We start from the raw sequence: 13,345 nt of genomic DNA, 5'->3' as shown, positions 1-13,345 counted from the left end.
CCAACCTTATTTCAATGCTTCCAGCAGCTTCCCGTGTATCCCGCCGAAACCGCCGTTGCTCATGACCAAAATATGGTCGCCTGCTTCGGCATTTTTCACGATTTCGGCGACGAAGGCATCGAAGTCTTTGCCGACGTGCAGCTTGCCGCCCAAAGGCGCGAGGGCTTCGGCGACGTCCCAGTCCACGCCGCCGGCGTAGCAGAACACTTGGTCGGCACCTTTGAGGCTTTCGGGCAGAGCGGCTTTCATGGTGCCGAGTTTCATGGTGTTGGAACGCGGTTCGAGGACGGCGAGGATGCGTGCGTTTCCGACGCGCTGGCGCAGGCCTTCGATGGTGGTTTCGATGGCGGTCGGGTGGTGGGCGAAGTCGTCGTAAACGGTGATGCCGTTTACCGTGCCTTTGATTTCCATGCGGCGTTTGACGTTTTTAAATGCGCTCAAGGCTTCGCAGGCGGTCTGAATATCAACTCCGGTATGGCGTGCGGCGGCGATGACGGCGAGCGCGTTCATGCGGTTGTGTCCGCCCATCAAATCCCATGCGACGTGTCCGGCTTTTTTGCCGTCAAGCAATACGTCGAACGAGCCGTCGGCATTGACTTCGCCGACCTGCCAGCCGTGTTCGGTGCCAAATTTTTCCACCGGTGTCCAGCAGCCTTTGTCCAAAGTATCTTGCAGGCTTTGCTGCTGTCCGTTGCAGACGATTAAGCCTTCGGACGGCACGGTGCGCACGAGGTGGTGGAACTGGGTCTGTATCGCGCCCAAATCGGCGAAGATGTCGGCATGGTCGAATTCCAGATTGTTCAACACGGCGGTACGCGGGCGGTAATGCACAAATTTGGAGCGTTTGTCGAAAAAGGCGGTGTCGTATTCGTCGGCTTCGATAACGAAAAACGGCGATTTGCTGTTCGGGTCTTGGCGCGGCGTTTGCGGCAGACGGGCGGAAACGCTGAAGTTTTCGGGTACGCCGCCGATGAGGAAGCCCGGCGCGAGTCCGGCATATTCCAAGACCCATGCGAGCATGGACGCAGTGGTGGTTTTGCCGTGCGTCCCCGCCACGCCGAGTACCCAATGATGATGCAGTACGTTTTCCGACAGCCATTGCGGGCCGGAAATATAAGACAGGCCGCGGTTCAAAATCGCTTCAACCACATCCATCCCGCGCTTGGCGACATTGCCGATCACGTAAACGTCGGCTTGAAATTCGTCCAACTGCGCGGCATCGAAGCCTTCGTGTACGTCTATGCCCAAGGCTTCGAGCTGGGTGCTCATCGGCGGATACATCTTCGCGTCGCAACCGCTGACTTTGAACCCCGCTTCTTTGGCAATGGCGGCCACCCCGCCCATAAACGTGCCGCCGATACCGATAATGTGGATGTGTTTCATGATAAAACCGTCTTTTGAATGAAATAATGGGAAAGCCGCCATTATAACGGAGTTTGGACGGAGGGGTCGTCTGAAAAGCGAAGCTGTGGCAAGATGGAAAATATAGAGGATTTGAACTGAACAGGAGAAAGCCCATGCCCAAGCTGACACCCCAAATGTTCGCTTTTCTGCAAGCGCCTCAAGCCGAATCCGTCTTGCTGCGGCTCTACACCCAAGCCTTAAAGCAAAACAGGCAGATGTTTTTTCATTTTCTGCCCAAGATTTTCAAGCTGTTGGACAAAGGGCTGGATTGGACGGGGGAAAACGAAAGTTTTTACGAAGACAAATACATCCCCATCGCACCGCAACAAGGCAAGTTTTTGTATATGCAGGCTTTGGCATCGGGTGCAAAAAACATCGTCGAATTCGGGACTTCCTACGGCATTTCGACGCTGTATCTTGCCGCAGCCGCCAAGCGCAACGGCGGGCGCGTCATCACTTGCGAATATCTGCCGCACAAAGCCGCAGCGGCGAGAAAACATTTTCAAGAAGCCGGTTTGGCAGACTATATCGAGCTTCGCGAAGGCGATGCGCTGGAAACCTTAAAAGACTTAGCCATCCGCCCCGATTTCGTCTTACTCGACGGCTGGCCGGATTTGGTATTCCCCGTATTCAAGCTGCTGGAACCGAATCTTGCCGACCGCGCGGTCATCACCGTGGACGATGTGGAAGGCTTCTCACCTGCCATGCAGGATTATCTCGATTACGTCCGCCGTCCTGAAAACGGTTATGTTTCATCCACATTAAAACCTTATAAAGCGCTGGAATATACGGTCAAGACAGGCAAACCGAAAAGGTCGTCTGAAAATCGGTAAAGCAATTCTATTTTGCCTAAACCGAGTTTTCAGACGACCTTTTATTACTATCTTTGCAACCATCACTACTCGGGCATCATCTCACCTTCACCGCCCATACTGTTTGCCGCATTAACCCGTTCCTGCGCGGCTTTCACTTGGTTTTCCAAACCCTTAATCCGTTCTTGATAGCGGGCGTAGTTGCGCTCGTTGCCATAGCGGACCTGTTTGCCCTCTTCCAGATTTTTCTGTGCCTGAGCCAATTCGTTTTGCGCCGAAGATGAACCGGGTATTACGCCGGCTGGTGGAGGCGGCATTTGTTCGGAAGGAACGTTTCCTGAAGCAGCGTTTGCTGATGCCGAGTGTGCAGACGGTGCGGCGGAGGTATAAACCGAAGGTCTGCCGATATTGCCCGGTTTGCAGTTTTTGCCACCGGTCTGCGTATAGGTTTTACGCCCCGATTTATCGATACATTCAAATACGGGCGATGCCGTCGTAGTGGCGGAAAATGCGAGCAGTAATGTGCTTAAAATCAATTTATTCATTCTTATACCTTTCATCAAATCATTAAAACCATATCCACCACACCACCAAAGCAATGATCATCACTAAATTGGCAATAATAATCGGCTTCCATTGCCGAGGTGCGTGGCGCAATTCTGCGCCCGAACGTGTGCGGCGGATGTAGAAAAACGGACTGAGCAGCATGGATGCGGTGCACAACAGAATAATCACGGCGTAATAGATTTTTTCGGTTTCCATTTCCTCCGCCCCGTTTCAGACGACCTATACAAAATATGCTACAATCGCCGGCGATTATAACACCCTGTTTATCTATATTTATAAAGGTTTTACCAATAATGATTTCTACCAACGGCATTACCATGCAGTTCGGCGCGAAGCCGCTGTTTGAAAACGTATCCGTCAAGTTCGGCGAAGGCAACCGCTACGGCTTGATCGGCGCGAACGGTTCGGGCAAATCCACCTTCATGAAAATCCTCGGCGGCGATTTGGAACAGACTGCGGGCGAAGTCGCGATTGAAAACGGCGTGCGCTTGGGTAAGCTGCGCCAAGACCAGTTTGCCTACGAAGACATGCGTGTGCTGGACGTGGTGATGATGGGGCATACCGAAATGTGGGCGGCAATGACCGAACGCGACGCGATTTACGCCAACCCCGAAGCCACCGAAGACGACTACATGAAAGCCGCTGAACTGGAAGCCAAGTTCGCCGAATACGACGGCTACACCGCCGAAGCGCGCGCCGCCGAACTGTTGAGCGGCGTGGGCATTTCCGAAGATTTGCACAATGCGACCATGGCGGAAGTCGCCCCGGGCTTCAAGCTGCGCGTATTGCTGGCGCAAGCCCTGTTCTCCAAACCTGATGTTCTCTTGCTTGACGAACCAACCAACAACTTGGACATCAATACCATCCGCTGGCTAGAGGGCGTGTTGAACCAATACGACTCCACCATGATTATCATCTCGCACGACCGTCACTTCTTGAACGAAGTCTGCACCCACATGGCGGATTTGGACTACAACACCATCACCATCTACCCGGGCAACTACGACGACTACATGCTCGCCTCCGCCCAATCGCGCGAACGCGCCCTGAAGGACAACGCCAAAGCAAAAGAAAAACTGCAAGAGCTGCAAGAGTTCGTCGCCCGTTTCTCTGCCAACAAATCCAAAGCCCGCCAGGCAACCAGCCGTCTGAAACAGGCAGACAAAATCAAAGCCGAGATGGTCGAAGTCAAACCTTCTACCCGGCAAAACCCGTATATCCGCTTTGAAGCCGATGAAAAGGCCAAGCTGCACCGTCAGGCGGTAGAAGTCGAAAATCTGGCCAAACGCTTTGAAACCCAGTTGTTTAAAAACCTGAGCTTCATCCTCGAAGCCGGCCAGCGCCTCGCCATCATCGGCCCCAACGGCGCGGGTAAATCCACCCTGCTGAAACTCCTCGCCGGCGCGTTCAACCCCGAATATTCAGACGGCCTCACCCCCGACGCAGGCACCATCAAATGGGCGGAAAAAGCCAACGTCGGCTATTATCCGCAAGACCATGAAAACGACTTCGATGTCGATATGAACCTGAGCGAATGGATGCGCCAATGGGGGCAGGAAGGCGACGACGAACAAGTCATCCGCGGCACTTTGGGACGTTTGCTCTTCGGCAGCAACGACGTGGTGAAAAAAGTGCAGGTCCTCTCCGGCGGCGAAAAAGGCCGTATGCTCTACGGCAAACTCCTGCTGCTGAAACCCAATGTGCTGATTATGGACGAACCGACCAACCACATGGACATGGAAAGCATCGAATCGCTGAACATGGCGCTGGAGAAATACAACGGCACGCTGATTTTCGTATCGCATGACCGCCAGTTCGTCTCCTCGCTCGCCACCCAGATTATCGAGCTAGACGGTAAGGGCGGCTACGAACACTATTTGGGCGATTACGAAAGCTATCTGGAGAAAAAAGGGATTGTGTAAAAAAACATGAACGCCAATCTGCGAAAACCGCTGCAAAACCCGCTTACGCTCATCGTATTGCTCGCATTGAGCTAGTATCTTACGCAAGACGGTAAGGTACACTTGGTTGATGCCGAACAGCTTATCGGAAAGGTCGTTCAGTCGCCTGGCTATTTAACGAGTTCGGCGTAGCAGGCGCGGGGGGGGGTTCTAGGCGTTGCCTAGATTGTCTGCCTGTTTTTAGCCATTCGTTCATATCGGGTGTGGCAGCAAAATAAGTAGCAGTAAACAAAAAGCTCAGGCAGTCTGAAAAATGTCTTTCAGACTGCCTGAGCTTTTTAGTCAATAAAGAAAGACAATAAATAAAAAACAAACAGCATAACTATATGGCAAATTATCTTACTAATGCTATAGTTTATAGATAATTCAATATAGTTTAATTACCCTTACTCCTCAAAAATAATTAACTAAATTGTCTATATTCAAAATACATTTAATATGACATATAAAATTTAATTGCACCCCATCCAAAAACAGCTTGAATTACCGTGATTTAACCGATTTTGAAGTTATTTTACTAAGTTAAATATACATGGTCTAAGCCCCTCTATGCCGCATTAATTCAAACAACAGCAAAAATGAATTAACTCTTTAAAATATAAGGAAATTAGCCTCCCTACCCATATAAAAATATTCCTTAGTCACGGTATTCATTACTTAACTTTTTTCTTTCAAACCGTCTTAATTTCGCCTAATCTCATGATTTAAGTCAGGGAAACAAAATGACTATGCTTGACACTCCCCAGGAATGGTTTAACATACAATTTCTTTTTTAACCAAGATTCAAAAAGAGAGACTCATGAAAAAATCAGCTTTATTGGCAACTTTGTTGGCCGCTCTGACCTTGTCCGCATGTGGTGGTGGTTCTTCTGCTGTTTGTGATGAATATGAAAAAGCTTTTGCTGACGCTACTAAAAACGTCGATGCAGCTACAAAAGATATGATGCAAAAATCATTCGAACAAACCAAAGAAGCTTTGAAAAACTTGCCTGCTGACCAACGTGATGCTACTTGTAAAACATCGTTGGATGCGTTGAAAGGCAACGCTCCGGCTGCATCTCCTGAAGATAAAGCAGAAGAAGCTAAAGAAGCAGCAGAAGACGCTAAAGAAGCAGCTGCCGATGCTAAAGAAGAAGCAAAAGATGCTGCTGAAGCAGCTAAAGAAGAAGCCAAATAATACAATGCATTTGGTAAAAAACGGATTCTGGTTATTCAGAGTCCGTTTTTTATTACTTATTATTTATACATTAAATAATTCAACTATTATAAGAAATATATACAAACTAACTTTAGATATAGTTCATAACGTAATAAATATCTATTTTTACCTACAAGCCGTCCCCATAAGGCAAGCGGGATTCTTAAAATACAGAGTAAAGGTCGTCTGAAAATAGCTTTCAGACGACCTTTACTTTCAATTTACAGAAAAGGAAAACCATGCAAGCTACTAGCCAAGAAACAGATTACTCTGCGCTTTGAAATTCAAAGTGAAATTGCGTTCGCTGCCATATTCATCCGCCGTCTCAAACCCATTTTGCCGCATTAAATCGCGCAATTCGGCGCGGCTCGGTTTATCGGGGTCGCCTGCCGTTTCGGAAACCGACAGCAGCCCGTCAGGACGAAGCAGCCTGCGGAACTCTGCCAAATACTCGGCTTGGTTGGCTACCTCGCCCAACACGGTAATCAGCACAATGCGGTCAAACGATTGATCCGGAAAATCAAAATGCGTACCGTCGCACAGATAATAATCTACATTGTCGATATGCCAACGACGCAAACGTTTTTCGGTATAAGCCAACATTTCCGGCTGTATATCCGCCGCCACCAATCGTCCTTGCGGAACCGATTGCGCCAGTGTCGGGCTGAAATAACCCGCCCCGCAGCCCACTTCCAAAATGCAGTGGTGCGGTGCAAGGTTTAGCCGTTGTACGATTTGTTGCGGCGAAAGCGCCCAGTTGCGCAAAGGAATCAGCAGCGTGAATGCAAGCTGATGCGGGAAGATTTTGCCTTTTTGCGTGAGTCCCTGCCAAATGCTTTTGAGCGTCTTAAACATGGGGATTCCTTTGGGTAATGTTGTTTTGCATTGTGCCTGCACAATATACAGTATAAAAATAGTGCGTGTTTTTTCCAATCATCACAAAAAGCAGCCTGCACTTCGATTTTTGAACATGCAGGCTGCTTTTTATAGAAAGAGGTCGTCTGAAAATAGATTTCAGACGACCTTTGATATTCAGTCCCATTGGGTACATGACCCAAGCTCCGTTTGCTTGCCATTAAATGAACACATCGCCTTACGCCAAAAAACCATCACAATTGCCGCCGCAATGATGATGATTCCGTATGGAATCATACCGTCTCCGTTTTCATATACCGCCCGTCCGCCTGGAAAGCCTGTACGCGCGGTATTGGCAACCGTGTGGCACGCAATCAATGCAAATACCGAACCGCCGCTGCCGTTATACAGCCATACATAGATAATCCTCACGGCAACCGTCCCTGCCAACCCCCATGCGATCAGTTCGGCAGACTGCCCCACGGCAATCATGGACGGCAAATGCCACAATGCCCACGGTACCCCGATAATCAGCGCTGTAACAAGCGGAATAAAATGCCGTTGCAGGCTTTCCGTAGCGTAGGCGGCATAGCCCAATTCCTCGGCAACTGCCGCGATAAAGAACATGACGAACGCACCGGCAAGCGGCGCAAGCGATACGGATAAGGCAGGTATGGTTTGTCCTGTTTGGCGTATCGCGACATAAGTCAGCAGATAAAGCAGGGGAAAAATCAGTATTGCCGTCCCAAAATAGGCAGAATGCTTTATCCGCCCGTAATCAAACATACGTCCAAACAGGCTGCGCACCGCTACCATTCCGCCCTCGCGGTAACGCAGTAACGCGGCGGCAATCGTCGGAGTGAGCGCCGCGCCGATGTCGGTCAGCGGCAGATTATCAGGCAGAGGACTATTTTTGAGAAACAAAGACAGCAACCAAAACGGCGCGCTCAAAGCGTACACCAGCAGAAAGTATTGCCACGGATGCGAATAATCGGCTGTCGGTTTTTCTGAAGGAAGCTTCTGCATGTTATTCCTGTTCGTTCAGTAAATAAGTTGGCAGGGGAGCAGGTACGGCCTGCTACATGATGTACAGTATAAAAATATTGCGCGTTTTTTTCTAATTTTTATGAAAAGCAGCCTGCACTTCGATTTTTGAAAGTGCAGGCTGCTTTTGATAGAGAAAGGTCGTCTGAAAATTATTTTTCAGACGACTTTTGATATTAGAGGTAATATGAGGATTTCGTTGGACTATGAACCAAGCTGCGTTTGCTGCCGACTGAATTACGGCATGGTTTGAAATCATTCGGTAGCAACAAAAACCGCGTGTGTGCGTACCGCACACACCCTACACCTCAATCTTAAGGTTTACGTCGCCCGCAGGTAGGGTGTGGGGCGTAGCCACGCACGCGGTTTGTGGGAATGCAGGCTACGGCTTGCTTTTGAGGCCGTCGATTTCTTGGTGCAGCTGCGTTTGCATCGTGGTAATGGATTGAACCACCAATGCGGGCGATGGAACGGCACTGGCTTTCTCCATGCGGTTGTCTTCGCGCTCCTTGTCAATACAGTGTCAGCGGGCATTGCCGCGCACTTTGATACCATTCGGATTGTGATTGGAGGATGGTATGGCGGTGTTATCTACGCTGCAGTGTCGGGCACTTTGGTCGGGCGCAGAATGCCGCCATACCGGTGGGGGTAAATCGCGAGTTTACCCTGGTGGGGAAGATACAAGGTCGGGCATTTATGCCCCGCAAATCACATTTGTTTGAAAAAAGTCGCGCCATACCTTCTTTTCTTCTATGAATTAATATTATAGTTCACAAGCCTATTTCTATCCCTTTCTTTTTGAAAATCTTTTCCAAATTTACTCCTTTCGCGATAATCCTCCAAAAGATTCTTATTCAAATTAAATATATAGGATGATAAAAAAACAATAGATGATATTTTACTATTATGATTATTATCATATTTTATTTTTAAAAATGAGGTGTAAAAATTATCATTAATATCCATTAAGGGATCACACGTTAAACTATCTTCAAAATCATAAAAGACTGACTCACCAAAATAATTTAATTCGTTTCTCAATGAAGAGGGATAACTATGAGAAAATACATTTCCATCAAAACATTTCTTAATAATTGAGTATATAACCTTCTCTTTATCATTAGCTTTGCTTTCTAAAATCTCAATTACAGAAAGAAATTTCCCCCATATAACTTTATGAGTTGTATCAACTTTTTTTAGTTTAATTTCTATACTTCCAAACCCATCATCTAGATTTACAATGTCAAAAAAATAATTTCCAATTGATATTGGACCAACCAAAGGATTAATTACTTGATTAAATTTATCAATTTTATCTTTTTCTGCAAATGAGAAGTATACATAACCTTGATTAAAAATTCTTAATAAACAACATAAATTAAAAAATAGAAAATAATACAAAGTAACAACCGCCCACGTCGATGATCTATTTCTTACTAAATTTTGATACTCTAAATATTGGATATTAGCTTTACTAAAAAAGAATTCAACTTCTGTATATATAGATTTATAAAAATATTCTTTCTTGATTAAAATGCTAAATTCATCTTTAGCTATTGAGTTAAATCCTCCTAACTTATCTGAAAAAGTATCTTTTATTTTCCAGTGCCTAGATTTTTTAACAGTAACTCCATAATCTATTCGCGGGATAATAAATTTATTTCTAGCATACAAATAGGCCGTACTAAAAAAATTAGGGTTTAATTTCATAATGTCAGAGTAATTTAAAATAAATCATTATTATCTAGATCGTTATATTCCTCTCTATTTTTTTTATGCAACTCATCTTTCATGTCAGCAACAATGAGATTATATGTTGCATTGCTAGTTCCTGTGTATGTATCATAATTAATTCTTGAAATCGGTTCTAAACAATTTGTAAGAGACTCTTCTTTAAGATTTCCATACTCCTTAAAACACTGATTAATTACTTCTTGAAAAATTGAAAATGACGCTCTAAATATAACCGAATTTGTTAATTTAGCTTTTTCTGATTTACTACGAACTAAATTAGTTTCAACTGCTGCTAAATAATTTTTTACTCCTTTGTAAACAGTTTCTATATCTTTATCCTTGAAAAAACCGCTATCAAATATATCCGAAGTTGCCTGATTGAAGGATACTCTTGTAATTTTTCCAACTCGACTTTTAGAAGGGGATAGTAGCCCCGCAAGTACACTTTCAGTATTTAAATCATCAAATAACCGTCTTTGCTTTTCTTCTTTTTTTGTTTCTCTGCCAGATAAGTTTTTAATATCTAACAGTAATGTGGTAGGAACACCTTTTTGAGTAGTATTAATATCAATAAATAAATTTACTTCATCACTAGTAGTTAAGTTATTGAATATAACTACAGGAATATCGTATTCATTCTCCGAAAGAATTAATCCATACAATCTATGCTGGCCATCTAATACCATAAAACTATTTTTTTTCTCAGAAAAAGTTATTTCTGATTTTTTAGCATCAAATGTGAATTGAGCATTATTTTGGGCACTTAAAATTAAAGCAGAGGGAATAATACCATTCCTTTTATCCATATATTCGGCAATATCTTTTGCTCTTGCTTTATTTAAAGATCTTTGAAAACCCTCTGTTGGATTCTCTTCTCGAGAAGATACATAACATATTGATCTTAATATATTATTACTAATAACAGAGATATAAAATCTTTTATTATTTTGAGTACACTCTAATGCATTAAATTTATGAATATTCATTTTTAATCCTAAATTGATATTTCAGTTTTCACTTATCAGCCTAAAACCTTTCAGGTTGCCTTTCTTATCATCAAACCAGCTTTCCACCAACCCAGTCTTTCACGCTATCCAACACGGAGGGCAGTTTCTCGACATCGCTGCCACCGGCCTGTGCCAAATCCGGTCTGCCGCCGCCTTTTCCGCCGATTTGTTCGGCTGCGAATTTGACCAAGTCGCCGGCTTTCACTTTGTTTGTCAGCGGTTTGGATACGCCGGCGCAAAGGGATACTTTGCCGTCGTTCACTGCCGCCAAAAGAATCACGGCGTTGTCGGATTTGCCGGTTAAATCGGTAACGATTTCGCGCAGGGCGGCTGCGTCGGCTTCGATTTGGGCGGCAACGAGTTTGGCTGCGCCCAAGTCTTTGGCGTTGTCCAAGAGTTTGGCGCCTGCGTGGACGGCGAGTTCGGCTTTGGCTTTTGCCAACTCTTTTTCCAAGGCTTTGGCGTTTGCGGCGTTGGCTTGGATTTTGGCGAGTACGTCTTTTTCGGTTTGGGCTTTGACTTCGGCGATGATGTTTTTCATCAGGCTTTCTTGGTTTTGCGCCCATGCCAGTGCGGCAAGGCCGGTGATGGCTTCTACGCGGCGGATGCCTGCGGCGATGCCGCCTTCGCTGATGATTTTGAAGAAGCCGATGTCGCCGGTGCGGGCGACGTGGGTGCCGCCGCACAGTTCGGTGGAGTAGTCGCCCATAGTGATGACGCGGACGAAGTCGCCGTATTTTTCGCCGAAGAGCATAACTGCGCCAGATTTCTGCGCGTCTTCAATGGACATGGTTTCCACTTTGACGGGCACGTTGGCGATAATCGCGGCATTGACGCGGCGTTCGACTTCGGCGATTTCTTCCGCGCTGATGCCTTGCGGGTGGGAGATGTCAAAGCGGGTCAGCTCGGCGTTTTGCAGGCTGCCTTTTTGTTCGACGTGCGTGCCCAAAACATCGCGCAGGGCTTTGTGCATCAGATGGGTAACGCTGTGGTTGCGCATGATGCTGTTGCGGATGTCGTTGTCGATTTCGGCGGATACGGCATCGCCCACTTTCAGACGACCTGATACGACTGCGCCGAATTGTCCGTGTACGGCTGCTTTGATTTTCTGCGTGTCTTCGACGCGGAAGCGGTTTTCGCCCGCGAAGATGAAGCCTACGTCGCCGACTTGTCCGCCGCTTTCGGCATAGAACGGGGTTTGTTCCAAAACGACCACGCCGGCTTCGCCTGCTTGGAGTTCGTCCACGGCTTCGCTGCCTTTGTATAAGGCGATGATTTTGGTGTCTTGGCTGCGTTTTTCGTAGCCTGTGAACTCGGTGTCCGCGCCTGTGTAGTCCAGTTGCGCATTGGCTTTGAAGTTTTGCGCGGCGCGGGCGCGGGCGCGTTGGGCTTCCATTTCGCGGTTGAAGCCTTCTTCATCCAAATCGATATTGCGTTCGCGGCAGATGTCGGCGGTCAAATCGTATGGGAAGCCGTAGGTGTCGTAGAGTTTGAAGATGATTTCGCCGTCCAATTTGTTGCTGCCTTTGGTTAAGGCGTTTTCCAGCAAAGCCATGCCGGTTTCCAAAGTTTGGGCGAAGCGGCTTTCTTCGTTTTTCAGGGCTTCTTCGATTTGGGCTTGTTTCTCTTTCAACTCAGGATACGCGTCGCCCATCGCTTTCACCAAATCGGGCACGAGTTTGTAGAAAAACGCTTGTTTCTGACCGAGTTTGTAACCGTGGCGCACGGCGCGGCGGATGATGCGGCGCAGTACATAGCCTCGTCCTTCGTTAGAAGGCATCACGCCGTCGGCAATCAGGAAGGAGCAGGAACGGATGTGGTCGGCAACGACTTTCAGGCTGGGCTCGTCCATGCTGAACGGCGCGCCGGTTTCGCGGGCAACGGCTTTAAGCAAGTCTTGGAACAGGTCGATTTCGTAGTTGCTGTGGACGTGTTGCATCACAGCCGCCATGCGCTCCAAGCCCATGCCGGTATCGACGGACGGTTTTGGCAGCGGATTCATATTGCCTTGCTCGTCGCGGTTGAACTGCATGAACACGCAGTTCCAAATTTCAATCCAGCGGTCGCCGTCTTCTTCGGGGCTGCCGGGAATGCCGCCCCAAATTTCTTCGCCGTGGTCGTAGAAAATTTCGGAGCACGGGCCGCAGGGGCCGGTGTCGCCCATCTGCCAGAAGTTGTCGGACGCGTATTTTGCGCCTTTGTTGTCGCCGATGCGGACGATGCGCTCGGCAGGCATACCGATTTCGTTCAGCCAGATGTTGTAGGCTTCGTCATCTTCGGCATACACGGTCGCCAAGAGTTTTTCTTTGGGGATGTTCAGCCATTCGGGGGAGGTGAGGAATTCCCAAGCGAAGTGGATGGCATCGCGTTTGAAGTAGTCGCCGAAGGAGAAGTTGCCCATCATTTCAAAAAAGGTATGGTGTCGGGCGGTGTAGCCTACGTTTTCCAAGTCGTTGTGTTTGCCGCCTGCGCGCACGCATTTTTGCGCGGTGGTGGCGCGGTTGTAGGCGCGTTTGTCGAAGCCGAGGAACACGTCTTTAAACTGGTTCATACCAGCGTTGGTAAACAGCAGCGTCGGGTCGTCGTGCGGCACGAGGCTGGAAGAGCGGACGATGGTGTGGCCTTTGGATTCGAAGAATTTTAGGAATTTTTGGCGTAGTTCGGAGGTTTTCATGATGTTTCGATGTCTCTACTAAAAAGGTTTCAGACGACCTTCCCGGCCGTATGTAATTGTGAAAAGAAAATGGGTGCTATATTACCGCA

At 47.4% G+C, this 13,345-nt stretch carries 11 protein-coding genes; 3 read left to right on the top strand and 8 right to left on the bottom strand.

What is annotated here, in order from left to right:
- Nucleotides 1–6: 6 nt before the first annotated feature.
- Entirely contained in the window at nucleotides 7–1,383 is a 1,377-nt protein-coding gene (mpl, locus tag MON40_RS06610) for a UDP-N-acetylmuramate:L-alanyl-gamma-D-glutamyl-meso-diaminopimelate ligase (RefSeq protein ID WP_039863007.1), read from the bottom strand.
- 134 nt (nucleotides 1,384–1,517) lie between these two features.
- Between mpl and MON40_RS06605 the strand changes: the two genes are divergently transcribed.
- Nucleotides 1,518–2,237 carry an O-methyltransferase gene (locus tag MON40_RS06605; RefSeq protein ID WP_003778541.1) on the top strand — a complete coding sequence of 240 codons (720 nt, stop codon included), beginning with the start codon at nucleotides 1,518–1,520 and terminating at the stop codon, nucleotides 2,235–2,237.
- Nucleotides 2,238–2,302: 65 nt separating this feature from the next.
- Here the strand turns inward: MON40_RS06605 and MON40_RS06600 are convergent, their stop codons facing one another.
- Nucleotides 2,303–2,761, bottom strand: coding sequence for a DUF4124 domain-containing protein (locus MON40_RS06600; RefSeq protein WP_039863006.1), 459 nt, complete (start codon nucleotides 2,759–2,761; stop codon nucleotides 2,303–2,305).
- A 22-nt stretch (nucleotides 2,762–2,783) separates the two neighbouring features.
- Nucleotides 2,784–2,978, bottom strand: coding sequence for a hypothetical protein (locus MON40_RS06595; RefSeq protein WP_039863004.1), 195 nt, complete (start codon nucleotides 2,976–2,978; stop codon nucleotides 2,784–2,786).
- Nucleotides 2,979–3,076: 98 nt separating this feature from the next.
- Between MON40_RS06595 and MON40_RS06590 the strand changes: the two genes are divergently transcribed.
- Nucleotides 3,077–4,705 (top strand): ABC-F family ATPase, encoded by a 1,629-nt coding sequence (locus tag MON40_RS06590; RefSeq protein WP_003768011.1) that lies wholly within the window; start codon nucleotides 3,077–3,079, stop codon nucleotides 4,703–4,705.
- Between the two features lie 838 nt (nucleotides 4,706–5,543).
- Nucleotides 5,544–5,921 (top strand): DUF5339 family protein, encoded by a 378-nt coding sequence (locus MON40_RS06585; protein ID WP_003768017.1) that lies wholly within the window; start codon nucleotides 5,544–5,546, stop codon nucleotides 5,919–5,921.
- Nucleotides 5,922–6,191: 270 nt separating this feature from the next.
- Here MON40_RS06585 and MON40_RS06580 read toward each other — a convergent pair whose 3' ends face one another.
- The 5 genes from MON40_RS06580 to alaS all read right to left on the bottom strand — a co-directional run bounded on the left by MON40_RS06580 (nucleotide 6,192) and on the right by alaS (nucleotide 13,256).
- Nucleotides 6,192–6,797 (bottom strand): class I SAM-dependent methyltransferase, encoded by a 606-nt coding sequence (locus MON40_RS06580; protein ID WP_003778532.1) that lies wholly within the window; start codon nucleotides 6,795–6,797, stop codon nucleotides 6,192–6,194.
- A gap of 177 nt (nucleotides 6,798–6,974) precedes the next feature.
- Nucleotides 6,975–7,823, bottom strand: coding sequence for a CPBP family intramembrane glutamic endopeptidase (locus MON40_RS06575; protein WP_003778528.1), 849 nt, complete (start codon nucleotides 7,821–7,823; stop codon nucleotides 6,975–6,977).
- A gap of 768 nt (nucleotides 7,824–8,591) precedes the next feature.
- Nucleotides 8,592–9,551: a hypothetical protein gene (locus MON40_RS06570; protein ID WP_242926038.1), complete on the bottom strand. Its 960-nt coding sequence runs from the start codon at nucleotides 9,549–9,551 to the stop codon at nucleotides 8,592–8,594.
- A 14-nt stretch (nucleotides 9,552–9,565) separates the two neighbouring features.
- On the bottom strand, nucleotides 9,566–10,561 hold the full coding sequence (locus MON40_RS06565; RefSeq protein WP_242926037.1) for a DGQHR domain-containing protein: 996 nt from the start codon (nucleotides 10,559–10,561) through the stop codon (nucleotides 9,566–9,568).
- Nucleotides 10,562–10,631: 70 nt separating this feature from the next.
- On the bottom strand, nucleotides 10,632–13,256 hold the full coding sequence (alaS, locus tag MON40_RS06560; RefSeq protein ID WP_003778519.1) for an alanine--tRNA ligase: 2,625 nt from the start codon (nucleotides 13,254–13,256) through the stop codon (nucleotides 10,632–10,634).
- Nucleotides 13,257–13,345 lie beyond the last annotated feature (89 nt).

The organism is Neisseria macacae ATCC 33926, from assembly GCF_022749495.1.
Taxonomy (GTDB): domain Bacteria; phylum Pseudomonadota; class Gammaproteobacteria; order Burkholderiales; family Neisseriaceae; genus Neisseria; species Neisseria macacae.
The sequence above is the reverse complement of the archived record's forward strand: the minus strand, read 5'-3'. Positions and strand labels throughout refer to the sequence as shown.

Coding starts and splice junctions, on each gene's coding strand:
- mpl (WP_039863007.1), bottom strand. CDS start 1,383: ATGAAACACATCCACATTATCGGTATCGGCGGCACGTTTATGGGCGGG.
- MON40_RS06605 (WP_003778541.1), top strand. CDS start 1,518: ATGCCCAAGCTGACACCCCAAATGTTCGCTTTTCTGCAAGCGCCTCAA.
- MON40_RS06600 (WP_039863006.1), bottom strand. CDS start 2,761: ATGAATAAATTGATTTTAAGCACATTACTGCTCGCATTTTCCGCCACT.
- MON40_RS06595 (WP_039863004.1), bottom strand. CDS start 2,978: ATGGAAACCGAAAAAATCTATTACGCCGTGATTATTCTGTTGTGCACC.
- MON40_RS06590 (WP_003768011.1), top strand. CDS start 3,077: ATGATTTCTACCAACGGCATTACCATGCAGTTCGGCGCGAAGCCGCTG.
- MON40_RS06585 (WP_003768017.1), top strand. CDS start 5,544: ATGAAAAAATCAGCTTTATTGGCAACTTTGTTGGCCGCTCTGACCTTG.
- MON40_RS06580 (WP_003778532.1), bottom strand. CDS start 6,797: ATGTTTAAGACGCTCAAAAGCATTTGGCAGGGACTCACGCAAAAAGGC.
- MON40_RS06575 (WP_003778528.1), bottom strand. CDS start 7,823: ATGCAGAAGCTTCCTTCAGAAAAACCGACAGCCGATTATTCGCATCCG.
- MON40_RS06570 (WP_242926038.1), bottom strand. CDS start 9,551: ATGAAATTAAACCCTAATTTTTTTAGTACGGCCTATTTGTATGCTAGA.
- MON40_RS06565 (WP_242926037.1), bottom strand. CDS start 10,561: ATGAATATTCATAAATTTAATGCATTAGAGTGTACTCAAAATAATAAA.
- alaS (WP_003778519.1), bottom strand. CDS start 13,256: ATGAAAACCTCCGAACTACGCCAAAAATTCCTAAAATTCTTCGAATCC.